This is a genomic window from Kribbella sp. NBC_00889, assembly GCF_045207705.1.
Classification (GTDB): Bacteria; Actinomycetota; Actinomycetes; order Propionibacteriales; family Kribbellaceae; genus Kribbella.
The window spans coordinates 2,418,283-2,444,192 of sequence record NZ_CP108783.1 but is presented as its reverse complement, the minus strand read 5'-3'; the positions used below and the strand labels follow the sequence as shown (position 1 = coordinate 2,444,192).

Genomic DNA, 25,910 nt, shown 5'->3' with positions numbered 1-25,910 from the left:
CATGACCGACGTACTCGACCTCGACGACATCCAAGCCGGCGCATTGCACGAGCGGCCGTCGCCGTACGTCGGCGCGTACGTCCTGCTGCGGGTGAACGACCCGGACGACGGCCGTCACCTGATCCGCCGGCTGATCCCGCTGATGTCATCGGCCCGGTCCGTCCTGGACCGCACCCCGTCCGCGTGGATGACGGTCGCCTTCACCTATCAGGGGTTGCACGCACTCGGCGTACCGCAGCAGTCGCTCGACAGCTTCTCCCCCGAGTTCCGGCAGGGCATGGCGGCCCGCGCGGCCGAGCTTGGCGACGTCGGTGCGAGCAGCCCCGACCACTGGGAAGAACCGCTGGGCAGCCATGACGTTCACATCGCCCTCGCCACCCTCGCCCCGGACCAAGCGAGTCTCGACGAGCTGGTGGAGCGGGCGCGCAGCGCCCAGGACGAGTTCCCCGGGATCGACGTGATCTGGCGACAGGACTGCCACCAGCTCGCGTCCGGCCGTACGTCGTTCGGTTTCCGGGACGGGATCGGGCAGCCGGCCGTGGAGGGCGTCGGAACACAGTCGACGAATCCGGGCGAGCCGCCGATCAAGGCGGGTGAGTTCGTCCTCGGCTACCCGGACGAGACCGGGGCGCTGCCGCCGATGCCGACACCGGACGTACTCGGCCGCAACGGCACCTACGTGGTGTTCCGCAAGCTGCACACCCGAGTCGCCGCCTACCGCCGCTACTTGCGCGAACACGCCGCGAACCGGAGGGAAGAGGCGCTGCTCGGAGCGAAGATGGTCGGCCGCTGGCAGTCCGGAGCGCCGCTCGCGCTCTCCCCGGACGATGATGATCCGGAGCTCGGTGCGGACCCGAAGCGCAGGAACGACTTCGCCTATCGCGACGATCCGCGCGGGTTCAAGTGCCCGGCCGGGGCGCACGCCCGGCGTGCCAATCCCCGCGACTCCCTGGAGGACGAACAGACCGTCGACGTACGGCTGCATCGGATGATCCGCCGCGGCACCAGCTACGGTACGGCGCTGCCCGACGGAGTCCTCGACGACGACGGGGCGGACCGGGGCATCATCTTCGTCTTCGCCGGTGCGCATCCGGGGCGGCAGTTCGAGTTCGTCAAGACGCAGTGGCTCAACGACGGCATCTTCATCGGCGCCCCGCAGGAAAGCGACCCTCTCGTGGGGCCCCAGAACGGAACCGGAACCTTCACCGTTCCCCGGCATCCGATCCGCCGTCGCCTGCAGGACATTCCGCCGTTCGTGGTCACCCGCGGCGGCGAGTACTGCTTCGCCCCTGGCCTCCGCGGGCTGCGCTGGCTGGCCGACCTGACCGAGGAGAGCCGATGACTCAAGCCACCGGAACCGACCGCTGGAAAGACCTGGATTTCGGTCCACCCGCACCGGGTGACGCCGACCCGGCCGAGTCGGTGCTGCTCGACTACACGTCCGCGGGCGCCGTCGCGGTCATCACCCTGAACCGGCCACAGGCCGACAACGCGATCACCACCGAGATGGGCGCCCGGCTCACCGAGGTTCTGGAGACCATCGCGGTGGAGCCGGCGATCCGCGTCGCGATCATCACCGGCGCCGGCACCCGCGCCTTCTCGGTCGGCAGCGACCTGCGCCAGCGCAAGAGCATGACCAAGCAGCAGTGGTTGCGCCAGCGGCAGGACTTCGACCGTACGTTGTACACGCTGCGTCAGCTCCGCAAGCCGATCTTCGCCGCGGTCAACGGGATCGCCTACGGCGGCGGTTCCGAGATCGCGCAGAGCACCGACTTCATCCTCGCCTCCGACAGCGCCACCTTCGGCCAGCCCGAGGCGATGATCGGGCTCGCGGCCGGCGGCGGCTCACCGGTCCTGCTGCCCCGGGTCCTGCCGCCCGGCAAGGCCCTGCAGATGCTGATGACCGGTGACCCGATCACCGCCCAGGAGGCGTACCGGCTGGGGATGGTCAACGAGCTCCATCCCGCCGACGAGCTGATGCCGGCGGCCCACCGCGTCGCCGCGAAGATCGCGAGCAATTCGCCGACCGCCGTACAAGCCGTCAAGCGGGCGGTCCAGCTGGGCGCCGGCCAGCCCGTCGAGCAGGCGATCTCGATCATGATGGAGGCGCACTGGCGCTCCGCGGTGCACCCGGACCGGATCGAGGGAATCGGCGCCTTCAACGACAACCGGGACCCGCACTTCCAGGACCCCGACTACTGACACGCCAGCACCGAGGAGCGCATGCCATGTCCGTCACCATTACCGATGCGATCGCCGCGAATCGGGCCGCGCTGGCCATGATCAAGGAGGAGCCGTTCAACGCCGAGGCGCCGCACGCAGCCCTCCGCGATCACATCACCTCGACCGATGAGCACTATGTCCGCAGCAACTTCGCGCTGCCGGAGCACGACGGGGCCCTGCACGTGGGTGGCGCGGTCGCCGCTCCCCTCTCGCTCACACTCGACGACTTGCGGGCGTTGCCGGCCGCCGAACACGCCGTCACCCTCGAGTGCGCCGGCAACGGCCGCCTCGACACCAAGCCGTTGCCGACCGGCGAACCGTGGGGCGGCTACGCGGTATCGACGGCCTACTGGAAGGGGGCCCGACTCGCCGACGTTCTGGCACAAGCGCGGCCCGGCGCGGACGGCGTCGAGCTCCGCTGTGAAGGTGCCGACCACGGCAAATACCACCTCAGCTCGGTCCTCGACGACGTCGACGACCTGACCTTCGTCCGCTCGCTGCCGCTGGAGTACGCCGCAGGTCCGGCCGCCGAGATCCTCATCGCCTACGAGATGAACGGCGAACCGCTGCGGCCCGACCACGGCGCGCCGTTCCGGCTGGTCGTGCCGCACTGGTACGCGGTCGCGTCGGTGAAGTGGCTGACCCGGCTCGACGTACTCACCGAGCCGTTCGTGGGCGAGTTCCAGACCGGCCACTACATCTACCAGTGGCCGGACCGGCCGTTCGAGCCGGTCACCCACATGCGGGTGCGGGCCCGGATCACGGACCCGGCGCCGAGCTCCACCATCCCCGCCGGCACGTACACGATCCGCGGCAAGGCGTGGTCCGGAGACGGTGCAATCACCGAGGTCGGGCTGAGCTTCACCGGTGAGAGCGAATGGAGCCCCGCGGTGGTCGAGCCGCCGCGAACGCCGTACGAGTGGCAGGACTGGAGCTACTCGTGGGAGGCGACGCGCGGCCGGCACAGCCTGCGGGCGCGCGCCACGGACGCGGCCGGCAACGTCCAGCCCGACGTACCGCCGTGGAACAGGATCGGCTACGGCAACAACGCCATCGAGATCTCGTACGTCGACGTCCGCTGACCGGTGCCGCCGACTCAGGCGGGTGCGGGGTTGGCGGGAGCGGGTGAGGACTGTTCGCGGCGGAGCATGAAGCCGGCCACGACGAAGACCAGGCCCCAGCACACCGCGATCAGACCGAGCCAGATCGCGATCCCAACGGCACCACGGCCGGGGTTGGCGACGAAGAACACGCCCAGGAGGATCGACAGCGCGCCACCTACGAGGAGTAACCAGCGGGGTGTGAGCCGGTAACTGCTGAACGCCGTGAAGACCTCGAACAGCCCACGGACGATCAGCCAGATGCCGAAGATCCAGGTCAGTGTCTGCGCGGTCACGCCCGGACTGAAGATCGCGAAGAACGCCACGACCAGCGCGATCACCCCCAGCAGCGCACGCCCCAGCCGACTCCCCTCCGTGCTGGGCCGAAACACCTGCACCAGCAAACTGATGCCCTCCAGCAACGCCCAGAATCCGAACAGCACCATCAGGGCGAGCCCGGTCTCGATCGGCCAGACGATCACCAGGATCCCGAACACGATGCCGACGACTCCGCGGGCCACCATGATCTTCCAGCTCGACGTGAACAGCTCCCGATCCATCTCCAGACCTCCCGGCCTACAGGCCGCTCTCCGCCTGCAGGCGGCCGCTCTTGATGGCGTCCATGAACACCTGGTAGTCACGCTCGTTCTGGTCGGCGTACGCCTCGGCGTACTCGACCATCGCCTCGGGGAAGGCGTCGTCGCTGTTCAGGTACGTCGCCAGCGCGATCCGGTCACCGGATCGCGCATGGGCCCTGGCCAGCGTCCAGCCGCACAGCTGGCCGTACATCGTCATGCCGCGCGGATCCATCTTCTCCACCACTGCCGAACCCTTCATGTCCCGCAACTGGCGGACGTAGAAGTCGCGAGTCTGTCCGTCGATGCCATCGACCCGCTGCCAGCCGAGGAAGATGTCACTGGCTGCCTGCATGAGCCGTTGCCCCAGCACCACGCGCTCGCCCTCGTTGCGGGGCGCGGACCGCTGTCTGAGCACCGTGGGCACCATCGTCTTGAGCACCGAGGGCACGGCCTCCTTGACCTGCAGGAGTAGCGGATCTCCGTCGTCTCTACCGCGCAGCATCACGATCCAGCACCGCGTGCCGACGCTGCCCACCCCAACCACTTTGCGGGCCATGTCGACGAACTCGAACTGGTCGAACAGGTCCCGCTGCTCGGGCGGCAACGACCGGCGGTAGAGGGTCAGCAGCTCCTTGATCCCGGTCTCGAGCTCTTCCCGGCCGACGTCGGGCAGGAGATCGGCGATCGGCACGACCAGCGGTGGGTCGGCCTTGATCCGGACGCCGTCATCGGTCATCTCGGTGAGCTTGGCGAAGGCCTTGAGGCTCCCGCTGCCGCGTGCCTTCAGCAAGGTCTGGTCGACGTTCCTGCGCCGGCTCGCGCTCATCTTGCTGCGCAGGGCCTCCTCGACCTCGTCGATGTCGGCACGGGCGTACCAGACGTCGAGATTTCGCATGGTCGCGAAGTCGGCACTGGCATCGCGATAGCGCCGGACGGTCTCCAGGACGCACTTGCGGCGCTCCTTGCGCGAGAACCCGTTGCTCCGGCCGGCCACCGACAGGCTCGCGGCGAGACGTTTGACGTCCCACTCCCACGGACCGGCGATGGTCTCGTCGAAGTCGTTGAGGTCGAAGAGCAGGCGCCGTTCGGGAGATCCGAACACCCCGAAGTTCGACAGGTGGGCGTCACCGCACAGCTGTGCGGTGAGGCCCGACACCGGTGCCGCGCCGAGGTCGGCGGCCATCCCGAGGGCGTTGCCCCGGAAGAAGGTGAACGGGGACAGCATCATTCGGCCGTGCCGCACCGGCACGAGTTCGGCGACGCGGGACCGGGCCTGCGCCTCGAGCAGTGCGACCGGATCCGGACGGTTCGAGGGAAGTACCAGCTGTCCCTGCTCGCGCGGCGGGAGCGCTGCCCGCGCTGCGAGTCCGAGGCGGGCATGGTCGGACGGAGCGAGACGACGGACAGCGGGTGCCAGTCCACCGTTGGCGCGGGCTGATCTCGCTGTGGGTACGGCTCGCCCTACCCTCACCATCGTGGTCCGTGCACTCATGCTGCTCGTTCCCTCCGGACATGGTCGAGCCAGGGCGTCAGACTCAGATCCGCTAGGGACCCAGCCAACACGGGGATCGCTTGGCCAGCATCACCCGCGCCGGATGAACCGCCCGCCCTCGGTTCGGGCTTCACTGAGGCTGTGAGAGGTACCAAGGTCGGCTACGCCCAGCTCCCGGCGCGGTCCCGCCGCCGCCTCGCCGTGGCGTCGTTGCTGCGTTCCTTGCTGGTGTCCTTGTTCATCGTCGCCGGCTATTTCCTCCTGCCGATGCGCCTGGACGGCACAGTCGCCGTGGTCGGCCTGGTCGGCGGCCTTGCCGTCGTGTCGATCCTGCTCGCCTGGCAGATCCGCGAGATCGCCCGCTCGCCCTACCCACGCGTCAGAGCGATCGGATCCCTGGCGACGTCAGTGCCCTTGTTCCTCGCGGTTTTCGCGACCACGTATTTCCTGATGGCACGGGCCGAACCGGCGAACTTCAACGCTCCGTTGAACCGGCTCGGTTCTGCGTACTTCACGGTGACCGTCTTCGCGACCGTCGGCTTCGGCGACATCGTGGCTGTGTCATCGTCGGCCCGCGCGATCGTCACCGTGCAGATGATCGGTGATCTCGTCATCGTCGGTCTTGTCGCTCGCATGCTCTTCGGTGCTGTCCAGCAGAATCTCAGTCATCGGGAGGACTGAGCGGATCCTTCAGCCGGATCATCCGGAAGGAGACCACCAGCCCGGCAAGGCCGGCGAGAATCGGAATCCCGAGCGCCACCTGAAGGGCGATAGGCCGTGCTTCGGTATTGATGCGGATGATCTCGTCCCGAACGTCCTGCGGTTGCTTGACGAGCAGCTCGTCGAGCGCGGTGTTGCTCATCACCTCGGCATCGGTTTCCAGCGCCTGGGCGACCTGCGCCTTCTCCGCCGGCGGAAGGACGGTGCTCGAGTCCGACAGGGCCGTGAAGGTGAAGGACAGCGTGGCCAGCATGATCGCACCGGCGAAGGCCAGCCCGAAGGACAGTCCGAACGATCCGGCCGCCGAGTTGACGCCGGCCGCCTCGCTGACCCGTTCCTCAGAGATCGGCCCCAGCGTGTAGTTGTTCAGCTGCGACACCAACAGACCCAGACCCACGCCGGCGACGATCAGGGGTCCGATGAGGATCCAGCCGGAGTCGGCCCGGGGAACGATCGGGATCAGCATCAGCAGGCCCGCGGTCAAGCACACGTATCCCCACCTGATGATGCTGGTCGGGCTTCGCCCGGCCGCCTTCTTCTCGGCAAGGATCGCCATCCCGAACATGCTGAGCGACAGCGGCGCGAGGGACAGTCCCGCCTCCATCGCGTTGTACTCGAGCACCATCTGCAGATAGATCGGCAACACGATCATGGTGCCGCCCAGAGCGATCTGCTGGAGCATCTGCCCGGAGATGCCGAGTCGGTAGACAGCGGAGCTGAACAGGGCCGGGTCCAGGAGTGTCGGCTTGCCCTGGCGCTTGCGTCGCACCAGCCAGTAGATGAACGCCGAGAGAGCGATCGCGCCCGTGGCGATGATCAGGCCGACGAACTCCCCGCCCTCCTGCCACACCAGGATGCCCAGCACGATGCCGCCCATGCCCAGCACCGACAGGATGGCACCGACCACGTCCACTCGCCGGGATCCCGTGTACGGCACGTCGTGAACGAGACTTTGGCCTGAGACCACGACTGCGATCACCACGACCTCGAGCAGGAACGCTATCCGCCAGGACAGGTACGTGGTGATGAAGCCTCCGAGCAGCGGTCCGACCGCGGCAGCCAACGCAGCAGCGGCCCCGACCATGGCGTAGGCCTTCACCTGCGCCTTGCCTTCGAAGTTGCCATGGATCAGTGACTGCATGGCGGGCAGCAGGAGCGACGCTCCGAGGCCACCCACCACGGCCCAGAACACGATGATCGCGGTCAGGCTCTGAGCCAAGGTCATCGCCAGGGCACCGACCGCGTAGCCGAGCAGACCCAGCAGGTAGGCGCGCTTGCGCCCGATCAGGTCGCCGACCTTGCTTCCGATCAGGATGAACGCCGCGGACACCAGCGCCTCGAGCGCGATCGCGGACTGGACGCCACTCACCGTCGTGTCGAGATCCTTGACGACCGAGGAGATGGACACGTTCATCAGCGAGGTGTCGACGACGAGCACGAACATCGCCATCGCCAGGAGGACGGCAAGCCGTGGGTTGGCCGCCGTCCCCGCCGGAACGCTCCTGGTCTCCTCAGTCATGACAACGGCTCAGCCGGCGAGAATCTTGGCCTTCTGTGCCTCGAACTCTGCCTCGGTGAGAACACCTGACTGCTTCAGCTCGCCCAAGGTCTTGAGCTGGTCCAAGCGGTCCGCTGTGGCATCCGGCGCCGGTGCGGCCGGCGCGGGTGCGGGTTCGGGTTCGGCCTGTGCCGCGTCGGCGTCCTGCTGGGCGAACTTCTGGTCTTGGTGGTGCCGGACCCGGCCCGCGACAACCGACGCGGTACCCGCGACAGCCGCGGTCCTGGCTAATCCTCGCAACAGTGGCATGTCGGGCTCCTCAACTCGTCGGTTCCAGGGCTTCCAGGGCGTCGAGTGCTTCCATCACGTCCTCGGCCGGAATCCGCCCGCCGGCGATCAGCTGACCGCCAGACTCCAGGGCCGCCGCGACGAACGGAATCGCCCAGGTGTTCTCGTACACGATCAGCGCCGCCAGGGTGCCGGGCTGCATCGCACCGGCCACCTCGAGAAGGTCGTCTTCGGCCAGGATTCCTGACCGGGCACCACCGAGGTCGGCGAAGCTGCCGGCCTGACCTGACGACTCGGCCAGATCAACCATGTAGGTGGAGCCGTCGGCGTCCTTGCCGACCAGCATGACGTCGTACACGTGGACGATGCCGCGCTCGACGAGGTTCACCAGTTCCTCGGCCGCCCTACCGGTCAGCCGGTTGCCCGTGAACTCGAGGAGTACGTAATCGATGGGTCCATGAACCTCTGTATCTGGCATGACTCTGCATCCCTCCACACGGATTGTTCGTCGCCACACTGTCGCGCGGCTGTCAGCAGGGCATCACCCGCGCGGGATGAACTCAGGCGGACACGCTCGCAGCGGCCGGCGGACTGACCTGCCGGATACTCAGGATCGTCAGGCCCGCGGCCTCGAGCATCGCGACCAGATCGGCGATGCCCTGCTCGTCGTTGACCCGCAACCGAAAGACCCCGGACGTCTGGTGATGAGCCTGCCGGCCCGCGCAGAAGACGAGAACGGCCGGCTTCAGCTCTCCCTGAACGGCGACTTGGTACGACGGGCGGAACTCAGGTGCTGTCATCGTCTCCCCTTCCCGGATCGATCTCGGTCCACTCCGTCGATGCCGACGCCGGGTCCAGGATCCGGCGAACCTCGACCACCTCGATGCCCAGGGCCCGAAGTCTGGCCAGCAGGCCGTAGAGCGCCGACTGGTCGGGGATGCTGTAGACGACGGTGCTGGCCTGGTCGACGGCAAGTGTCTCCGCACCCATGTCGCGAAGATCCTGTTCGGGTACGGCGCCCGCCACGCGGATCTCGTATGTCGCGTCGACCATCGAACCCACACTCCGTTCCCAACGTGTGCGTTCGACGCTCGCAGGGGTCGGGTACCGCGGCTTCATCCCTGTGGGGTGAACTGGCCGCGTTCGGCCCCGAGCGCCACCTTCCACCGCGTCTCAAGGAGAGACCACTAGGTGTCGAATTGTCCGGCAATCGGACGAGAAACGCTGGTTTTACAGGGCATTCCGTGATTTCGTCAAGATGTGCGACTCGCAGCGCACCGCCTCCCCAGCGTTGAGTGATGCCGCACGCGCCAGGAGGGGGACCATGCCGAGCAATCAGCACGCAGGGGCGGACAACCGACGCAGTACTTCACCGGACGCACCATTCGACAGTCGCCTGAGGTCCAGACCCACGATCTCGGCGATTCCACCGGGGACAGTGCCGCGGCCGCGTCTTGTCGATCGCGTGAGTCTGGGCGTTCAGCTGCCGCTCACCTTGATCAGTGCGCCCGCAGGCTTCGGCAAGACCATCCTGCTGGAGTCGTGGGCAGCGGTTTACCAGGGTCCGGCCGTCGTCAAGCGAATCGCCTTGGACGCCGGCAGCGAAGATGCCCCGGCCATGGTGGAGTCGGTGCGCGAAGGTCTGCAGGGCCGCGATCACGACGTACTGGTGCTCGTGGTGGACTGCGGCGACCTCGCGGTGACGCCCAAGTTCGGACGGAGCCTCCATCGCCTCATCCGCGGCAATGCCGGACGCGTCCGAGTCGTGCTGGTGACGCGGTCCGACCCGCCCGTCCCCCTGCACCTCTACCGACTGGCGGGCACCATCGCCGAGATCCGGGCCACCGACCTGGCCTTCACGACGGACGAGACCGCAGCGCTGATGCGCGCGCACAAGCTCGAACTGACTGCCTCGGAAGTCGCCGAACTCCAGGCCCGGACCGACGGCTGGCCCGCCGGCCTGATGTTCGCGGCCATGAACCTGGCCGGGAAGGCCGACGCGGAGCGGGTCATCCGGGAGTTCCGCGGTGACTCCGGAAACCTGGCGGCGTACCTGATGACCGAGGTCCTCGACGCTCAGCCGCCGGAGCTGCGCCAGTTCCTGCTCTCCACCAGCATCGTCGACGAGGTCCGGCCGGCGCTGGCCGAGGCGCTGACCGGGCAGGCCTGTGACCTTCGGTCGTTGCAGTTCCTCTCCCACGGCAACTCGTTCATCCGGCCTGTTCCGGGGACAGCGGACAGCTACACCTACCAGCCGCTGTTTCGAGAGTTCCTTCGCGCCCAACTGCTGTACGAGCGGCCTACCGCCGTCCCGGCGCTGCACCGCGCTGCGGCTGCCTGGTTCGCCCGGGACCATCTGCCGCTCGAGGCGATCCACCATGCCGTCACGGCCGGTGAGTGGCAGCACGCAGCCCGGTACCTGGTGGAGGATCTCGACGTCGCCGGTCTCCTCGTCGGGCGCCGGCGTCGGCAGCTGACAACGTTGTTCGCCGGAATTCCCGACGATCTGGACAGTACCGAGGCCGCGATCATCAGAGCCGCCCGCGCGCTGGCCAAGTTCGATGTGGACCGCTGTACGGCGGAACTCGGCAAGGCCACTGTCCGGCTGGACCTTCAGCTGTCGGCTCGACGACAAGCCGCCGAGTTGGCCATCACAGTGCTACAAGCGGTCTGTGCGAGCCTCAGCGAGAATCCCGAGGGCGGGCTGGTCGCGGTCCTGACCGCGGAGGCCGACCTGCGAGCGGCATCGCCGGAGTCAGCTATCGCGCATCCAGAAGCGAGGCTGCTCATCGCCGACTGCAAGGGCAGGGTGCTGCTCCAGCACGGAGACTTCCCGGCAGCCCTCGCGGCCTTCACCGAAGGCATCGCGCTCGCGGAGGACAGCGGTGCCCACGAGGCCCTCGTCGACTTCCTCGGCATGGCCGCGCTGGTGGAAGCGGCCTGGGGACATCTGCGGCGCGCCGGGGAGGTCGTCGCGCACGCGACCGCGCTGGCGGAGTCGGGGGCGCAACTGTCGCAGTCCGCAATCGTGGCCGGGGCCTGGGTGTACACCGACCGGGGCGATCTGCCCAGCGCCGAAGAAATGGTGCAGCGCGCTGCCGAGGCCGCGCCCACCCACGACGCGCGAGTTCTCGCTGCCGCACTCGCTCTGGTTCGGGCCAGGCTGCTGCGGGCAAGCGGCGACATCGATCTCGCCGCTGCGGAACTCCGAGCGGCGCGCCGCAGCTACGGCGTGCAGGGTGGCTGGCTCGGCCAGGCGCTGACCATCGACGAGGCGAAGATGCTCGTGGCACAACACCAGCCACGAGAGGCCGTGACGGCGATCGAGCAGTCCGCGGGTCGCGACCACCTCGGCTCGCGTCTGGTGCTGCAGCGAGCAGCCACCGAGGCCGGCGAGCGCCCGCCCGCTCAGCCACTCCCGGCCACGGATCGCGTCGTCGCACTCGACACCCAGGTGGACGGCTGGCTGGTCCAGGCCGCGGAGTCGATCAGGACCGGAGACACCGGTCGAAGTGGGATCTGCCTGGAGCGGGCCCTCAGACTGGCCGCCCCCGAGCAGCTCCGCCGTCCGTTCGCGGAGGCGCCGCCGGCGGTGCGAAAGCTGCTGCAGCCGTCCGGTGAGCTGATGAGACACCACCCGTGGCTCCGCGCGCCGAGCCTTCGCGGTCGCGACCGCACCGCCGATCGCTGGGCAGTGGCCCGGCCCGAACTGGTGGTCACCGCCGCATTGACCAGCAAGGAGCACGAGGTACTCGAGTACCTCGCCGAGTTACTGACCACCGAAGAGATCGCCAGCACCATGTACGTCTCCGTCAACACGGTGCGCAGCCATGTCCGGAGCATTCTTCGCAAGCTGAGCGCCTCGCGCCGCAACGAGGCCGTACGGCGGGCGTGGGAGCTGGGACTGCTGCCCTCACGCCCAGAGGCTTAGGTACTCATTCAGGCGCCATGCCTGGGCCGCACCTCACGACCGTGGAAGGTCAGTGCCCAGATCACCAGGATGTCCACGGCGATCATGATCGTGCTCCAGCCCGGAGCCGCGGCGAGGAACGCCACGTTCACCAGAATGCTCAGGACGGCGAGGATCACTCCGACGACCCTGGCCCACACCTGCCCCACGAGGACACAGAATCCGGCCACGAAGACGACGGTGCCGACGATCAGGTGCGTCCAGACCCAGCCGGTGTAGCCCATGTGGATCGCGAGACCGTTCTTCTCGACCACGTAGTACCCCTCGTTGAACAGGGCGACGAACCCCTGGAAGCCGTGCGAGAGGCCGAGAATGATCATCATCACGCCGGCGAACGTGATCGGGCCGACCCAGATCCATCGCGGCTTCGCGGCGCTTCGATCGGTGTCCGGCATGGTCGCCTCCTCAGCGTGGCAATCCGGGTCGCCAGTCGTAGATGACCGACGTACGCAGGACGAGATCCTGCACCGAGTGCTGGTGGCCACCGGCGCACAACAGCAGTCCGAGCGGGAACACGGCCGCGAAGACAGCCCGCAGCAGCGCGACGAGCGGGCGCACCCGTCGGCCGCGACGGTCGACCACCCGCAGTGCCATCACGTGGCAGCCGTAGGTCCGTCCGGTGGTCGACCAGGCGACGCTCAGGTAGACGACGAGAACCAGCAGCGCGGTCCCCACGCTCGGCAGCGGCGATGCCTCACTGAACTGGAAATCCCGTGGCCGGATCAGGAACCTCAGCCCGTTGACGCCCACATAGCCGGCCAGCACCGCTACCGCTACGACGACCGCGTCGATGACACTGGCCACCGATCGGGTGACGAGGCCCGCTCGTCGTCCCTGGTACGGCTGGGCCTCCCGCGGGACGATCGACACGGGCTCGTCCGTTCTCATGGTTGCGTGGGCGTCATCTCAGATTCTGTCCGGCCACGCCGCAGCCTCAGCCGGGCGACCACCCGGCCCACGGCCTCGTCGCCGGAGATACCCTGCATGCGTACGCCGCGCACGGTGTCGGAAGCCACAGATCCGGTGGACTGCCGGATCATCTCGGCGAGGTCGACCTCCGCGATGACACCTTCCGCCATCCCGGCCATGTCGAGTCGCTTCAGCACCTCTGCCGCCACCGCGGGAACCAACCGGTCCAGCATGACCGACAGTTGACGCTCCGCCTCCGCACGTCCTTGGCCACCACGCTCGGCCAGGGCTGCCAGCCACGTGGCGGCCTGGTAACGCTCCGCCAGCATCGGCGGCCGCAGGATCACGACGGCGACCGGGTTGAGAACCCCTCCGACCCGGCGCCTGACCGGGCTGAGAGCTCCCCCGAGCCGGCGCCCTACCGTCTGCGCGGCGGCCGCTGCCAGCACTGAGGCCCCGACTGCCGCGTCGAGCACGGGGATCGCGTCCCGGCTCGCCGGCGGCGCGTCAGGCGGGTTCTCGGACTGCTCTGAAGTACCCACGCGACCATGCTGCGTCCGCCCGCCAGGCCCCGCCTCATCCATGGTGGGGGAGACCACCAGGATGAGTGAGGTACTCGACACTCAGGGTCAGAACTCATTGTTGCGGCGCATCTGGCGGGGGCGGCCGTCGGGGTCGTAGATCAGCCGGTACAGCGGTTCGGCCCAGAGCGCCTGGAAACGGGTCACGTGTTGCGTCACGTGCGGACGGATGTGTCCGGGTGGCCGCCTGCCCTTCTTGCCGCCGGCGTACCAGGCCTCCAGGTCCGCGGCGGTTCGCTGCCACAGCTCGAACCCCGTCAACGGGTCGAGCTGCGCGAGGTCGGCGACCGGCCGGCCGAGATGCTCCGACCACACCTCCAGCCGCAGGTCCCGGGCGAGCCGACGGGCGCCCTCGGCAACCAACTCCCGGTCGTCGGGAGTCGGGTCCAGCACCGCACAGGTGAGTTCGCTGTCACAGGTCCAGGAGCGGCGGTTGAAGTTGTCCGAGCCGCAGGTGAACCACACGTCGTCGACGATGCAGATCTTCGCGTGCACGTAGATCGGCGCCCCCTCGGCGTTCTCCAGGTTGTAGATCCCGACCCGCTCGGGCGCGGTCCGGCGCAGCATCCGCACAGCGCGCAACTGACCGAAGCGTGCCGGCGGCCCACTCACGGCACCGTCGGCGTCCGGGTACCGCGGTACGACGATGATCACGCGCAGGCTGGGCGAGCGTTCGAGGGCATCGTGGATCCCCTGCGCGATCAGCTCTGACCACAGGTACTGGTCCTCCAGGTAGATCAAGTGCCGGGCATTGCCGAACGCCTTGCCGTACGCCCGGGCGATGCTCCGCTCCCCCTGCGGCGCGAACGGATAGCCGGGCCGTTTGTGGGCATATGTTCGCAGTACCTGGACGGCGTGCGGCCCGGCCGGCGGCGGATCGGGGAACTGCTCCGGCAGCGACTTCGGATGGCGCGGCATCCGGGCGAGCCGTTGCACGATCATCCGGTACGGCGTCCGCCGGTCGAGCGGATGGCCGTCGTCCCAGCGCTCGATGAAGGTGCGGAGCAGATCGCCGACGACCGGTCCGCGGATCTCCAGCGCCGCGTCGTGCCACGGCGTACGGTCGCCGTACCTGCGATCCATCGGCGCCTGCTGTGGATCCCCGAGATGCTCGCCGTCGTCACGGCGCTGGTGGGACAGGTCGATGCCGCCGACGAACGCGACCGCCTGTTCCGGCCGGCCGTGGTGACGGATCACGAACAGCTTCTGGTGATGCGAGGCCAGGCGCCGGACCCGCTGGTCGAGCAGCACTTCGGCGCCGGCCTTGTTGAGCTTCGTTCCCAGCCGCTGGTTCTCCTGAGCGTTGAACTGCATATGATCCGAATGCGATCGCCAGAGCAGCGCTCTGACCTCGACTCCTGATCGGGCCAGATCGGCCAGCACGGTTCCGATCGTCGGACCGTCGGGCAGCAGCTTCTCGTCCGCGTCGCCACGCCAGTCGGTGAAGAAGATCCGGTCGCCGGGCCGCAGCGCGCACAGTTCTTCGTACAAGCGACGGAAGTACGTCGCCCCGTGGATCAGCGGCCGAACCAGGTTGCCGTCGACCCAGGACCCGTCGATGTCTCCCACCCGGTCGATGTCCGTGCCGGGATTGCCGCGCTCGTCCGGGGTGAGGAACCATTGCCCGGCAGTGTGGTCGGTCATCGTCACACCCCCTCACACGTCCGCGGTATCGCGCGAGATCCCGCTGCGCTGTCCGAGCTGTTCGAGGTACGCGACAAGCACGCGATGGAGCGCGTCCGCGCCGCGGATCGGGTGGTCCGGGATCACCAGGTCGGGTGGAGCCAGCAGCATCGCCCGTCCCTGCCAGCCGCCGAGTCCACCGTGACAGCCGACCAGACCTTCGAAAGCGGAGACCTCGCCGGTGTCCCGGTCGACGGAACTGTTCACATACAAGTCAGGTGCCTCGGGCATCGATACCGCTCTCAGCAGGTCGGCCGAGGCGTGCGGCCCGAACGGCGCCAACGGGTCATCGCCCGTCACCTTGGCGTCGGACAGCCGGTGGACACCCGACGGCCCGAGCACCAGCGGCCCGTGCTCGGTGCTCATCACCGCGACGAATCCGATCCCGTCGTGGTTCACGAGCCCGGGGATGAGAGCCGGCCATCGATCGGTGATGTCCTCCATCGTCAGGCGGCGCTCCTCAGCGGCGTACACCAGGCCGAGGTTGCCGGACCCGAGGACGACGAGGTCCGAAGCGGTGGTGACCGCCGGTGGAGCGGAGCGGTCCTGCACTCGGAGCGCCGCATCCCGGGCGACCCGTCGAGTTCCGGAGCCGCCGCCGGCCAGATCCGTCAGCAGGCCGTTCAGGCGCCCCCAGCCCTCGACCGACTGCTGGACCGCCTCGACCTGTGCCGCGGTGAGCTGCGAGCAGACCGCAGCCAGGTCGATCCCGTACCGATCGGCGAAGATCGCTCCCTGGGACTGCCCGTGGTCGGACAGGACGACCAGCCGGTACGGCCGCGGTGCTTCCGCGGCGACGGCCTCCAGGCATGCCAGCACGTGATCGAGCCGATCCAGCGTGCCCAGCGACTCCGGCCGCAAGGAGCCGGCGTGATGGGCCACCTCGTCGTAGTCGACATAGTCGACATACACGACCCGGGTGCCGTGAATCATCTCCTCGGCCACCAGTGCGGTGTTGAGATCCCGCAGTACGACGTTCGTCACCGCCCGCATACCGGCGAACAGCCAGCCACGGTGTCCCCTCGGCAGAACATCGCGACGGCGTTGCCGACGTGACTCGAACCTCTCCCGGGCGATCTCGGCGATCGCCCCGGACAGGCTGCCGGCGAAACCGTCCGGCCGGGCCAGATACCAAGCAGCGCGACGACGTGTGTCGGCCGAACCGCGCTTGAGTTCGATCTTGCTCATCGTCAGCACCGACCGCTCGGCGTCGCCGCTGAAGAGGTTGGAGATACTCACGCCGCCATCGGCCAGCAGACCGCGGCCGTCGGTGGCCCGGCGCTCGATCTCGGCCGCGTCAGCGGCCCGGTTGCTCACCAGTACCCGCCCCAGGGCCCGGTCGTACCAACGGAAGGCGGGTACGCCGTCGATGCGGCCGTGCAGGATCCCCAACTGACTGGCAGGCGTGGTGGGCGGGAGCACCGGGGTCCACTCCACCAGCCGATAGCCGCCTTCGCGGATCCAGCGACCCATCGTGGGCAGGGTGGCGGCCATGAGTTGCCAGCGCAGGACCGGGAACGGCACGCCGTCGAGCTGTACGAAGATGACGCCAGGAGCCTCGGGATCGTCGACTTTTGTCCGCCGCCGCCTGGTCCGGCGGACGAGGGTTGCCGTGAAGGCTTCCGGCGTACCGGAGGAGCAGAGCCACGCCACGATCGTCGCCGCGGCCGCCGCGATCCACGCCGCCGCGAGCACGACCCAGAACGAGTCCGCCTCGACCCCCGGGATCAGGGTGAGCGCCAACGCGAGGATCGCGGCCTGTCCGAGCACCGCCAGGAGGAGTACCGCGAACCATCCGATCGCGGCACTTGCGGCGACGAGCAAAGGACGCACCAACGCACCGACCAGGAGGGTCGCCGCGGCCGCGGCGAGCAGCTGTGGGAACGACGAGATCCTGAGGCCGGGCAGGACGGCGTCCGCGATGGCAAGGGCCAGCACCGAGCTGACATAGGTGGCGACGATCCGGCCGAGATCGCCGGTGCGGACCAGCGGCGTGGACACGGTTTGTCCGGCCGTCACGTACGGAGCGCGCGCGGACGCGTCAGCGCCCAGATCACCCACACGTCGAGGGCGATCAGCAGCAGCGCCCAGAATGGCTGATAGGGAATGAAGAAGAAGTTGTCGATCGCACTCAGCACCACCAGGAAGAGGGCGACCACACCGGCCCAGCGCGCTCGGGAGAACAGACCGAAGGCGGTCGCGACGAGCGCCAGGCCCAGGATCAGGTGGATCCATCCCCAGGCGGTGATATCCAGATCGAAGGCGTAGCCCCTGACCCGCACGAGGTACTCGTCGTTCAGGATGGCGGCAAAGCCGGCGATCACGTGGAAGGCACCGATCAATAGCAGCATCGCGGCGGCGAAGGCGACTCCGCTCATCGCCCAGCCCGAGTCGGCCTGCGACTCGACAGTGCGGTCGTCGGTCATCTGTGTCCACACCCCTCCTGCTCGGTCCTCGACGGACGTCGAGCGCGGGTCGACAGTAGGACCGCACCGACGGGCGGCGCGTCACCCTTGGCGGACGACGTACCAGGAGTCGGCGAATGATCATCCGGGGTGGGTGATGCTGGCCAGGGCGATCTGAGCGATCTTCGAAGCCCAGGCGGGTCGGGAAAGGGAGGTTGCGACGATGTCCGCAGGCTCGACGGACTCCCCCGACGGCCGGAGGCCGGAAGCCGGCTCGTCGCCTGCCCCACTGGCACTGCCGCGCGGAGTCATCATTCTCCTCGGCACCGGAGCCACGGTTCTGACGGCCGCTGGGCTGCGCGGCTTCGCGGGGATCGTCGGTCCTGTCTTCCTCGCGCTCGTCCTCACGATCGCGGTGAGTCCACTGCGCCGGCTGCTGGTCAGGAAAGGCGTCAAGGGGTGGCTCGCCGCGCTGATCGCACTTGTGGTCGTGAACGTCTTCTTGCTGGGAGTCGCGGCAGCGCTGGCCCTCTCGGTCGCCAAGCTGGCGAGCCTGCTGCCCACCTATGAGGACAAGTTCACCGCGCTGGTCGCGGATGCCCGCAGCTGGCTGGCCGACCATGGCGTGGGCCAGGAGCAACTCGAGGCTGCCCTGAAGAAGCTCGACCTCGGGGCGCTCTTCGACATTCTGCAAGGCTGGCTGAGCGGACTCCTCGGGGTCTTCTCGAGCCTGGCCTTCGTCGTCGCCGTCCTGTTCTTCATGGGCATCGACTCCACCCATTTCCCGGACCGCCTGCGCCAGGCGGCGCGGGTCAGGCCGGAAGTCACCGGCGCCCTGACCGGCTTCGCGCGTGGTACGACGCGGTACCTGATCGTCTCCACCGTCTTCGGGCTGATCGTGGCCATGTTCGACGTCGGGGTCCTCTACCTGCTGGACATCCCGCTGCCCTGGCTGTGGGGGCTGCTCGCCCTCATCACCAACTACATACCGAACGTCGGGTTCTTCATCGGGGTGATCCCACCCGCGCTACTGGGGCTCCTCGACCACGGCTGGGCGACCTTCCTGTGGGTGATCGTGGCATACAGCGTCATCAACTTCATCATCCAGTCGATCATCCAGCCGAAGGTCGTCGGCGACGCGGTCGGGCTGTCCACGACTCTGACCTTCCTCTCCCTGGTCTTGTGGGCGTGGATCCTCGGCCCGCTGGGCGCCGTACTGGCCATTCCACTGTCGCTCCTGGTCAAGGCTCTGCTCCTCGACGCCGACCCTTCCACCCGCTGGCTCGGCGATCTCATCTCCGGCGGCCAACTCCCGGAGGACACCACCCCGCCGGCGAAACCTGCGGAGCTGCCTCCGGGCGAGGTCGCCGCCGAACCGATCGGATGAGGAGATCGCCATGTGGCGCTCAGTGCTGCTGCACGAATTCCCGGATCACAACATCCGGTCCCTGCAAGGTCTGCCCGGCAGCTTGTCGCCGGGCTCGCTCGTGCTGAGCCCGTCCGAGGGCACCGTGTTGATCGCACCAGGCCGCAGTCTCCACTACGTCCTCGAAACTCCCCTTCTCGAGGTGATCGGGGTCAGCTGCCTGCTGCGGATCAAGCACCCAGGCCGAGCCGTCAACTCGTCGCTGCAGATCCTTCGCCTCGGTGATGAGTTCACCCTGAGTCTCGAACCGTTGACCACGTTCCAGGCCCTGGTCCGGGTCCGGCTCCACCGGGTCTGGCACGACATCGGCCAACTGCCGAACCCCAGTGCGCACTTCGCGGAACTGAGGTTCGACTGGCACACCAGCGGCAAGACCTACCTTCGAGTCGACGGGCGCCTCGTCGGCTATCACGATGCTCTGAGTCGAGGTTCCCGGCTCACCATCTCCGACGTCGTCTTCGGCTCGCCGGAGCCGCTCGCCACTTCGTCCGACCCGCACTATCAGCTGGGCGAGTTCCTCGTCCGCGCCCGCACCCGCCGCGCGCGCTGGTCACGGCGGCACGCGACAGCCGTGCGCAAACCCTGACGTCTGCGGCTACCGAGCGGTGCGGCGTTCTTGCGTCGCCGCCCGCGCTGATCCGTTCACCAAGGTGACGATGGCGATCCCGACGGCGAGGTTGATCACTGCTGTCGCGACCTTCGACGACGTCGACCCGCTGGTGATGAAGGGCGCGAGCGCTGCCGCGACGGTGGCCAGCATCATGATCCAGGTGAAGAACTGATGGGGCCGGGGCGTCGAGATCAGCAGCAGATGCATCAGGCCGGTGGCGATCAGCGCCGCCAGAGCGCAGTACAACGCGTACCTCCCCGTGTCCGCGTCTCCCCAGGTGCCCTCGCCTTCGGGCGCCAGGACGGCTACGTCGAAGACGCCGCGGGCGAGCAGGATGCCGACGATGGCGATCAATGCGGCGACGACGGCCGTGGCCGCGCCTCCGGCCCACAGCCGACCGGCTGCTACCGCGTTCGCACCGCCGTGCGTGGGCTGAACTGTCATGACGTGTGCTCCTTCTCATTCGGCTCCGATGGTGGCCAGCGGCGAAGCGCCAGCCGCCCGGTCAACCGCCCGAACAGCGCTCCTATGGTCACCCCGACCAGAACGTCGCTCGGATAGTGCACGCCCGTGTAGACGCGGGAGAACGCGATGACCGACGCCGTCACCCGCAAGGCCGGCCGGAGTCCGGGCAGGACGCCTCCGACGGCAACGGCGAAGGCCGCTGCGGACGCGGAGTGTCCGGACGGAAAGGATCCCGAGGCGGGCATCCGCACCCACCGCTGCACGGGTACGCCGAGGCCGCGCCGGTCGGGCCGGAGACGTTCGCCCGTCAGCTTCTTGATCGGCTGGTTCACCACGAGGGACGTTGCCCCGATCGCGGTGAGCCCCGTCACCGCGGCGCGCCGGCCCCGCGGACCGCCGAACACCGCAAGGGCACCGGCAACGACGAACCACAGCTTGGAGAAGTTGGCGAAATCGGACACCCGCCGGATCGGCTCGTCCAAGGCCGGTGTCGACAGCCGCGCGACCGCTCGGTAGGCAGCGCGGTCATAGCCGGAGATGCGGTGCAGTGAGGCGCTCACGCAACGGGTTCCGTCACCATGTGAGCTCGACCTCGAGTTCGCTCCCGTCGTCCCCGAGTTCGAACTCGAGCTTGAAGTGCACCTGGTCAGGAACGCGGACCTTGACCCGCAGGCCGCCGCGGTCGAACTCGACCTCGTTCTCCTTGGCAAGGCTGTCGGCGAGAGCGTGCAAGCGAGCCGCGGCGTCTTCTCGGCTCATCGACGCCTTCTCTTTGACCTCGATCAGATCCATTGCGGCCTCCTAGGGGTTGGGACTTGCCGGCTTCCGGTCTCGGCCGAGGGCGATGCGCACCAACTGGACCAGTCCGTCGCGAAGGCCCTCGGGAGCCAGCGCCGACGGCGAGGATCCGGGGTGCTGGTGCGCGATGCGCACCCGGAGAGCTCCGGGTCGGATGCGGAACCGCAAAGGCGCGTCGAAGATGAGCGCCTCCCCGTCGACGCCGGCCGGCAGCGGGCGATCGGCGTCGACCTCGAAGGAGGGAGCCGACCACTCGCGCCATGGACGCTGGAGGGGGCGTTGACCGCCGTCGGCTGGTGCTCCGATGACGGTGATGCCGAGCAGGCCGTCGTCGATGTGCGGTCGGGTGCCGGAACCAACGGCACGACCGAGGCGGTAGCGGTTGTTGGACACGAGCACGGCCGCACCCCCGCGATGTCCATGGCCGCCGGGGCCGGTCCAGCGCATGTCGAGATCGCTGCCACCGGTACCGAGCGCATCGGGAACGGTGTCGAGGATGGTCCGGATCTTGGCAGCGCGGTAGCCGGTGCGCTGTACTGCCTCGGCGTACACGCCGAGTGACACGTTGTTGACGAACACCCGGCCGTTGACCTCCGCGAGGTCCACCAGCCGCTCGCCGCCATCGACGAAGGCGTCGAGAGCACCGACCACATCGTCACGGTCGACCCCGAGGTCGAGCGCGAAGTGGTTGCGGGTGCCGGCGGGTATGCAGGCGTAGGGCAGCGAGAGTTCGGCGGCGACCGCGGCGACGACCGCCTGCGATCCGTCCCCGCCGGCCATCGCGAGTCCGTCAGCACCCCGGGCGACCGCGCCGCGGACAAGGGTTTCGAGGTCGTCCCCGCGCTTCAGCTCGATCGGCTCGATCCCGCGGTCGCGTGCTTCCTTGGCGACAGCGAAGCGTTCTGCCTTTCCCCCGCCGGATTTCGGGTTGTAGAACAGCACCGGATGCTGTGGGGCGGGCACCCGCGGCAGATCCACGTGGCCGGTAAAGGTGGCTCGTGACGCTGCCAGAGTGACCAGGAGCCCCACCACGACGAGCAGATCGACGCCGAAGTTCCCACCCACGGCAACCAGGACCACCGCACCGGCCAGCGCCAGGCCGGCCACGGCCAGCCCTACGACGCGCGCGATCCCTCTCCGCAACACGCCGTACCAGGCCGCGCCGGCAGCGATCACCACGCAGCCCAACACGAAAAGCCCGCGCGGGAACTGACTCACCGCGACCACGACGGCAAGCACGACCGTCGCCGCCCCTACCAACAGCGCCACAACCGCGGCAACCCGCCGCCTCACGAATTCCACCCCATCGGCCCGCCCTCAGCATCTCCGCCTCGGCGCCGAGCCCCGACGCCAAGCCCATCCTGTGCGGCCGCTCCCATCGAGGCATCCCACACCCCGGATGATCTGCTCCCGGACCGGCCGTCAGGCTGGCGTCGTGGCGTGATCCTCCCTCAGGGGTGATGCGGTGCGCCCGGGTTCTGCCGGATCGTCGGAGGAGTACGCCGATCGCAGGGTGGGGACCCGGCTCGTCCGACGAGTCGCGCCTGCGATGGCGAGAAGGGGCGGCCGATCATGGCGACGAAGGTTGAACATCCGACTCTCGACGAGCGCACCGCACGAGGTCTGGAAGCGCGCGCCCGGGTGAATCCGGACAGTCACGCCGGTTGGGTGCCCGCCGCGGACCGGCCGGACCCGGTAGCGCTCATCGAGGAGCAGAACCTGCGGCGTGACGCGGACCTGGTCCCGGTGCGGCACGGCCGGATGATGGTCTCGCCGTTCACGTTCTACCGTGGCGCAGCCAAGATCATGGCCACGGACCTTGCCGACACGCCCACGGCCGGTCTCGAGGTCCAGCTGTGTGGGGATGCCCACCTGTCGAACTTCGGCGTCTTCGCGTCGCCGGAGCGCAACCTGGTGTTCGACATCAACGACTTCGACGAGACCCTCCCAGGCCCGTTCGAGTACGACGTCAAACGGCTGGCCGCGAGTTTCATGGTGGCGGCACAGAACAACGGATACTCGGAGTCGGACGCTCGCGCGATCACGAAGGCCTGTGTCACCTCCTACCGGGAGACGATGGCCGACTTCGCCGCCCAGAGAACCCTCGACGTGTGGTATGCCCACATATCCGAGGACGAGATCAACCAGTCGGTGAATGCCCTCCTGGCCGGAGCCGACAGCAAGGGCAAGGGATCCAAGAAGGGTAAGGGCAAGAACAAGACCGCCGACGAGGACGGCACGGGCGGGATGACGGCGAAGCAGGTGAAAGAGGCCCACAAGCGCTTTACGAAGAATGCGCTGAAGGCCCACTCCCGCAACAGCAATCAGGCCCTGTCCAAGCTCGGCGAAGAGGTCGACGGCCGCTACCGCATCGCCAGCGTCCCGCCGGTGATCGTCCCCGCGCGCGAGCTCCACACCGCGTACGGCGTGGAGCCCGGAGATCTCGAGGAGGTCGTCTTCGACCTGTTCCGCGACTACCGCTCCACCCTTCGGCCCGACGTTCGGCAACTGCTCGAGCGCTTCGAGGTCATCGACTGGGCCCGCAAGGTCGTCGGCGTCGGCAGCGTCGGAACGCGAGCGTTCGTCGTCCTGCTGCAGGGCCGTGACCGCGGCGATCCGCTGTTCCTCCAGGTCAAGGAGGCCACCAGGTCGGTTCTCGAAGGGCCGTTGCGCAAGAGCGCGTTCAGGCAGCCGGGCGAGCGGGTGGTCCAGGGCCAGCGCTTGATGCAGGCCAGCAGCGACATCTTCCTCGGCTGGTCCAAAGGGGTTCAGGCCGACCGGTACTTCTACTGGCGCCAACTGCGCGACATGAAGGGCTCAGCGCTCGTGGAGCTGATGTTGCCCGCGGTGATGGCCTACTACGCCCGCACCTGCGGATGGACCCTGGCCCGTGCTCACGCACGATCGGGTGACGCGGTTTCCATCGCTGCCTACCTCGGCGACGACGATGCCTTCGACAAGTCGATCACCGACTTCTCCGAACGCTACGCAGCCCAGAACGACCAGGATTTCGCCGACTTCGCCAAAGCCATCAGCTCGAACCGGATCGACGCCATCCAGCAAGTCTGACCACGACCGGCCGGCATGAATCTGATCCCCGAGCCGCTGCGCGGCTACCGGCGGGCCTGGCTGACGCGCGACCTCATCGCGGGTCTGACCCTGTCGGCGGTGGCGATCCCGGAGGTGATGGGCTACACGTCGATCGCCGGTACGCCGATCGTGACCGGGCTGTACACCATCATCTTTCCCACCCTGCTCTTTGCGCTCCTGGGCTCGTCGCGGCTGCTCGTCGTGGGCGCGGACTCGGCTACGGCCGCGGTGCTCGCCGCCGGCCTGACCGGTCTGGGCATCGCCGGAGTCACGCCCGGATCGCCCGACTGGCTCGCCTTCGCCAGCCTGACAGCGCTGGTCTGCGGTGCCCTGCTGATCCTGGCGCGGCTTCTGCGCCTGGGCTTCATCGGTGACTTCCTGAGCGCGTCGGTACTGATCGGGTTCCTCACCGGCGTCGGCATCCAGGTGCTGTCCGGGCAGATTCCGGACCTGCTCGGCATCCCCAAGGGCAAGGGCGGCTGGTTCGAACAGCAATGGCACTGGATCACTTCGCTGTCCTCGATCGAGCTCGGCACGTTGGCCTTCGGGCTGGCCACGATCGTGGTCATCCAGATCTTCAGGCGTTTCATCCCGGCCGTCCCGGGTGCCGTCGTCGCCGTCGTCCTGCTGACCGCTGTCTCCGCCCTGATCGACGCGCAGGCGCACGGAGTCGCCGTGGTCGGTGCCGTGCAGGGCGGATTCCCGCCGATCGGCCTGCCGTCGGGGATCTCCTGGTCGGACGTGGGAAAGGTGGTGCCGACCGCCCTGTCCTGCTTCGTGCTCATCATCGCCCAGAGCGCCGCCACCTCCCGCAGTTTCGCGTTCAAGCACGGAGATGCCGTCGACATCAACCGGGACATCGTCGGGCTGAGTGGCGCCAATCTCGCCGCGGGCCTCACCGGCACCTTCGTGGTCAACGGCAGCCCGACCAAGACGCAGATCCTCGACGAGCAGAAGGGGCGCACCCAACTCGCCAACCTGACGATGGCGGCCGTCGTGCTGGTGTTCACCCTGTTCTGCACCGGACTGCTGGCGGACATGCCCACGGCGGTTCTCGCCGGGATCGTCTTCCTCATCGGCGTCAGCCTGATCGACGTGCCCGGCCTGCAGCGGCTGTGGATGCGACGCAAGAACGAGTTCGTAGTGGCTGTGATCACGGCGATCACCGTTTTCGCCGTCGGCGTCGAGCAGGGAATCATCCTCGCCATCGTGCTCTCGCTGCTCGATCTCGTCCGGCGGCAGTACACGCCGGGCGACTTCGTCATCGGTCAGAATCAGGCCGGCGAGCCGATCTACCTGCCGGCAAAGCCGGGCGCGCAGAGCCTGCCCGGTCTGGTGGTCTTCCGCTACGACGCGGAACTCTTCTACGCCAACGCCAACCGCTTCGCCGACCACTTCGAGTCGGTCATCTCCGCCGCTCCCGACCCCGTCCGCTGGGTGGCGCTGGACTGCGCCGCGATCGATGACATCGACTACTCGGCCGGCGTGACGCTGGCCAACCTCGTCAACTACAGCAGGGCTCACAACGCCCGCTTCGTGCTCGTCCGGCCGGATACCCAGTTGCTCTCGACGCTCCGGGCGTACGGGACCCTGGACACGATCGGCGAGGACAACATCTTCCCGACCCTGGCGGAGGCGTTCCGCGCCTACCGGGCCGACCCCGACCCGCGTCTGCCTCTCAGCGGATGAGTCGTTGCGAGACATCCTCTGTGGATGAGGCAGGCCCCGCCCGTGCCGAGGCATGGTCGGTGGAAGCCTACGAGAGGAACGACCATGGGGTGCCTGTTCGCGCTGTTCGCCGGAGTCTTCCCACGCCTGGCGCTGTTCATCGTCTGGGTGGCACGGCCCAAGTTGGTGGACGCCGCCTTCGACAGCTGGATCTGGCCGCTCCTCGGACTGATCTTCCTTCCCTTCGCAACACTCATGTACGTGATCCTCTGGCGGACCGGCGGCCTGAGCGGGCTGGACTGGTTCTGGGTGGTCCTGGCCGGCGTTCTCGACATCGCGCACTGGGGCGCGGGGTGGACGCAGCGCAGGCAGGCACCGGGTTATCCGTCCGGCGCGCAGGCCTGAG

General features: G+C 68.3%; 27 protein-coding genes. 10 read left to right on the top strand and 17 right to left on the bottom strand.

The features are described from left to right. Position 1 precedes the first annotated feature (1 nt). Genes OG817_RS11805 through OG817_RS11795 form a run of 3 tightly spaced genes read left to right on the top strand, consistent with a single transcriptional unit; the run spans position 2 to position 3,305 of the window. Positions 2–1,342 carry a Dyp-type peroxidase gene (locus tag OG817_RS11805; protein WP_406054017.1) on the top strand — a complete coding sequence of 447 codons (1,341 nt, stop codon included), beginning with the start codon at positions 2–4 and terminating at the stop codon, positions 1,340–1,342. After that, complete coding sequence (locus OG817_RS11800; protein ID WP_406054015.1) at positions 1,339–2,202, top strand: enoyl-CoA hydratase/isomerase family protein; 864 nt, start codon at positions 1,339–1,341, stop codon at positions 2,200–2,202. The genes OG817_RS11805 and OG817_RS11800 overlap by 4 nt, the downstream gene beginning before the upstream one ends. A gap of 26 nt (positions 2,203–2,228) precedes the next feature. Beyond that, on the top strand, positions 2,229–3,305 hold the full coding sequence (locus tag OG817_RS11795; RefSeq protein WP_406054013.1) for a sulfite oxidase: 1,077 nt from the start codon (positions 2,229–2,231) through the stop codon (positions 3,303–3,305). Positions 3,306–3,319: 14 nt separating this feature from the next. Here OG817_RS11795 and OG817_RS11790 read toward each other — a convergent pair whose 3' ends face one another. After that, positions 3,320–3,883 (bottom strand): HdeD family acid-resistance protein, encoded by a 564-nt coding sequence (locus OG817_RS11790; RefSeq protein WP_406054011.1) that lies wholly within the window; start codon positions 3,881–3,883, stop codon positions 3,320–3,322. Positions 3,884–3,899: 16 nt separating this feature from the next. Beyond that, positions 3,900–5,393 carry a DUF2252 domain-containing protein gene (locus OG817_RS11785; RefSeq protein WP_406054009.1) on the bottom strand — a complete coding sequence of 498 codons (1,494 nt, stop codon included), beginning with the start codon at positions 5,391–5,393 and terminating at the stop codon, positions 3,900–3,902. A gap of 141 nt (positions 5,394–5,534) precedes the next feature. Here OG817_RS11785 and OG817_RS11780 point away from each other — a divergent pair, with 141 nt between their 5' ends. Beyond that, positions 5,535–6,074: a potassium channel family protein gene (locus OG817_RS11780; protein WP_396393585.1), complete on the top strand. Its 540-nt coding sequence runs from the start codon at positions 5,535–5,537 to the stop codon at positions 6,072–6,074. Here the strand turns inward: OG817_RS11780 and OG817_RS11775 are convergent. The 5 genes from OG817_RS11775 to OG817_RS11755 all read right to left on the bottom strand — a co-directional run bounded on the left by OG817_RS11775 (position 6,055) and on the right by OG817_RS11755 (position 8,952). Then, positions 6,055–7,632: an MFS transporter gene (locus OG817_RS11775; RefSeq protein ID WP_406054007.1), complete on the bottom strand. Its 1,578-nt coding sequence runs from the start codon at positions 7,630–7,632 to the stop codon at positions 6,055–6,057. The genes OG817_RS11780 and OG817_RS11775 overlap by 20 nt on opposite strands. A 9-nt stretch (positions 7,633–7,641) precedes the next feature. Then, on the bottom strand, positions 7,642–7,920 hold the full coding sequence (locus OG817_RS11770) for an SHOCT domain-containing protein (RefSeq protein ID WP_406054005.1): 279 nt from the start codon (positions 7,918–7,920) through the stop codon (positions 7,642–7,644). Between the two features lie 10 nt (positions 7,921–7,930). Beyond that, on the bottom strand, positions 7,931–8,377 hold the full coding sequence (locus OG817_RS11765) for a DUF6325 family protein (RefSeq protein ID WP_406054003.1): 447 nt from the start codon (positions 8,375–8,377) through the stop codon (positions 7,931–7,933). Positions 8,378–8,459: 82 nt separating this feature from the next. After that, positions 8,460–8,699: a hypothetical protein gene (locus OG817_RS11760; protein WP_406054001.1), complete on the bottom strand. Its 240-nt coding sequence runs from the start codon at positions 8,697–8,699 to the stop codon at positions 8,460–8,462. Beyond that, positions 8,686–8,952, bottom strand: a complete 267-nt coding sequence (locus OG817_RS11755) for a hypothetical protein (RefSeq protein WP_360455935.1) — start codon at positions 8,950–8,952, stop codon at positions 8,686–8,688. The genes OG817_RS11760 and OG817_RS11755 overlap by 14 nt, the downstream gene beginning before the upstream one ends. 412 nt (positions 8,953–9,364) lie before the next feature. Between OG817_RS11755 and OG817_RS11750 the strand changes: the two genes are divergently transcribed. Then, positions 9,365–11,830, top strand: a complete 2,466-nt coding sequence (locus OG817_RS11750) for a LuxR C-terminal-related transcriptional regulator (protein WP_406053999.1) — start codon at positions 9,365–9,367, stop codon at positions 11,828–11,830. Between the two features lie 8 nt (positions 11,831–11,838). Here OG817_RS11750 and OG817_RS11745 read toward each other — a convergent pair whose 3' ends face one another. The 6 genes from OG817_RS11745 to OG817_RS11720 all read right to left on the bottom strand — a co-directional run bounded on the left by OG817_RS11745 (position 11,839) and on the right by OG817_RS11720 (position 17,468). Next, entirely contained in the window at positions 11,839–12,264 is a 426-nt protein-coding gene (locus OG817_RS11745; protein WP_396393579.1) for a hypothetical protein, read from the bottom strand. Between the two features lie 10 nt (positions 12,265–12,274). Then, on the bottom strand, positions 12,275–12,739 hold the full coding sequence (locus tag OG817_RS11740; protein ID WP_406053997.1) for an RDD family protein: 465 nt from the start codon (positions 12,737–12,739) through the stop codon (positions 12,275–12,277). Between the two features lie 14 nt (positions 12,740–12,753). Beyond that, positions 12,754–13,320, bottom strand: coding sequence for a hypothetical protein (locus OG817_RS11735; protein ID WP_396393577.1), 567 nt, complete (start codon positions 13,318–13,320; stop codon positions 12,754–12,756). A gap of 87 nt (positions 13,321–13,407) precedes the next feature. Further along, the gene (locus OG817_RS11730) at positions 13,408–15,003 is read right to left on the bottom strand and encodes a phospholipase D family protein (RefSeq protein ID WP_406053995.1); all 1,596 of its coding nucleotides are present in this window, start codon (positions 15,001–15,003) and stop codon (positions 13,408–13,410) included. 12 nt (positions 15,004–15,015) lie between these two features. Next, complete coding sequence (locus OG817_RS11725; RefSeq protein ID WP_406053993.1) at positions 15,016–17,061, bottom strand: alkaline phosphatase family protein; 2,046 nt, start codon at positions 17,059–17,061, stop codon at positions 15,016–15,018. Then, positions 17,058–17,468 carry a hypothetical protein gene (locus tag OG817_RS11720; RefSeq protein ID WP_396393574.1) on the bottom strand — a complete coding sequence of 137 codons (411 nt, stop codon included), beginning with the start codon at positions 17,466–17,468 and terminating at the stop codon, positions 17,058–17,060. Before OG817_RS11720 ends, OG817_RS11725 begins: the two co-directional genes overlap by 4 nt. A gap of 202 nt (positions 17,469–17,670) precedes the next feature. On the opposite strand from OG817_RS11720, the gene OG817_RS11715 reads away from it, so the two are divergent. After that, positions 17,671–18,834 carry an AI-2E family transporter gene (locus OG817_RS11715; RefSeq protein WP_396393573.1) on the top strand — a complete coding sequence of 388 codons (1,164 nt, stop codon included), beginning with the start codon at positions 17,671–17,673 and terminating at the stop codon, positions 18,832–18,834. A gap of 10 nt (positions 18,835–18,844) precedes the next feature. After that, complete coding sequence (locus OG817_RS11710) at positions 18,845–19,459, top strand: hypothetical protein (RefSeq protein ID WP_360455909.1); 615 nt, start codon at positions 18,845–18,847, stop codon at positions 19,457–19,459. 9 nt (positions 19,460–19,468) lie between these two features. Here the strand turns inward: OG817_RS11710 and OG817_RS11705 are convergent, their stop codons facing one another. From OG817_RS11705 to OG817_RS11690, 4 genes are read right to left on the bottom strand one after another with little or no spacing between them, the layout of a single operon-like run. Then, positions 19,469–19,927 (bottom strand): DUF6069 family protein, encoded by a 459-nt coding sequence (locus OG817_RS11705; protein WP_406053990.1) that lies wholly within the window; start codon positions 19,925–19,927, stop codon positions 19,469–19,471. Further along, positions 19,924–20,508, bottom strand: a complete 585-nt coding sequence (locus OG817_RS11700) for a phosphatase PAP2 family protein (RefSeq protein ID WP_406053988.1) — start codon at positions 20,506–20,508, stop codon at positions 19,924–19,926. The genes OG817_RS11705 and OG817_RS11700 overlap by 4 nt, the downstream gene beginning before the upstream one ends. A 13-nt stretch (positions 20,509–20,521) precedes the next feature. Then, positions 20,522–20,740, bottom strand: coding sequence for an amphi-Trp domain-containing protein (locus OG817_RS11695; protein ID WP_406053986.1), 219 nt, complete (start codon positions 20,738–20,740; stop codon positions 20,522–20,524). A 9-nt stretch (positions 20,741–20,749) separates the two neighbouring features. Further along, complete coding sequence (locus tag OG817_RS11690) at positions 20,750–22,039, bottom strand: diacylglycerol/lipid kinase family protein (RefSeq protein WP_406053984.1); 1,290 nt, start codon at positions 22,037–22,039, stop codon at positions 20,750–20,752. Positions 22,040–22,318: 279 nt separating this feature from the next. Between OG817_RS11690 and OG817_RS11685 the strand changes: the two genes are divergently transcribed. The 3 genes from OG817_RS11685 to OG817_RS11675 all read left to right on the top strand — a co-directional run bounded on the left by OG817_RS11685 (position 22,319) and on the right by OG817_RS11675 (position 25,909). Further along, positions 22,319–23,815: a DUF2252 domain-containing protein gene (locus tag OG817_RS11685; protein WP_406053982.1), complete on the top strand. Its 1,497-nt coding sequence runs from the start codon at positions 22,319–22,321 to the stop codon at positions 23,813–23,815. Between the two features lie 15 nt (positions 23,816–23,830). After that, entirely contained in the window at positions 23,831–25,525 is a 1,695-nt protein-coding gene (locus tag OG817_RS11680; RefSeq protein WP_406053980.1) for a SulP family inorganic anion transporter, read from the top strand. Positions 25,526–25,609: 84 nt separating this feature from the next. Next, positions 25,610–25,909 (top strand): hypothetical protein, encoded by a 300-nt coding sequence (locus OG817_RS11675; RefSeq protein WP_396393567.1) that lies wholly within the window; start codon positions 25,610–25,612, stop codon positions 25,907–25,909. The last annotated feature ends 1 nt before the right edge of the window (position 25,910 follow it).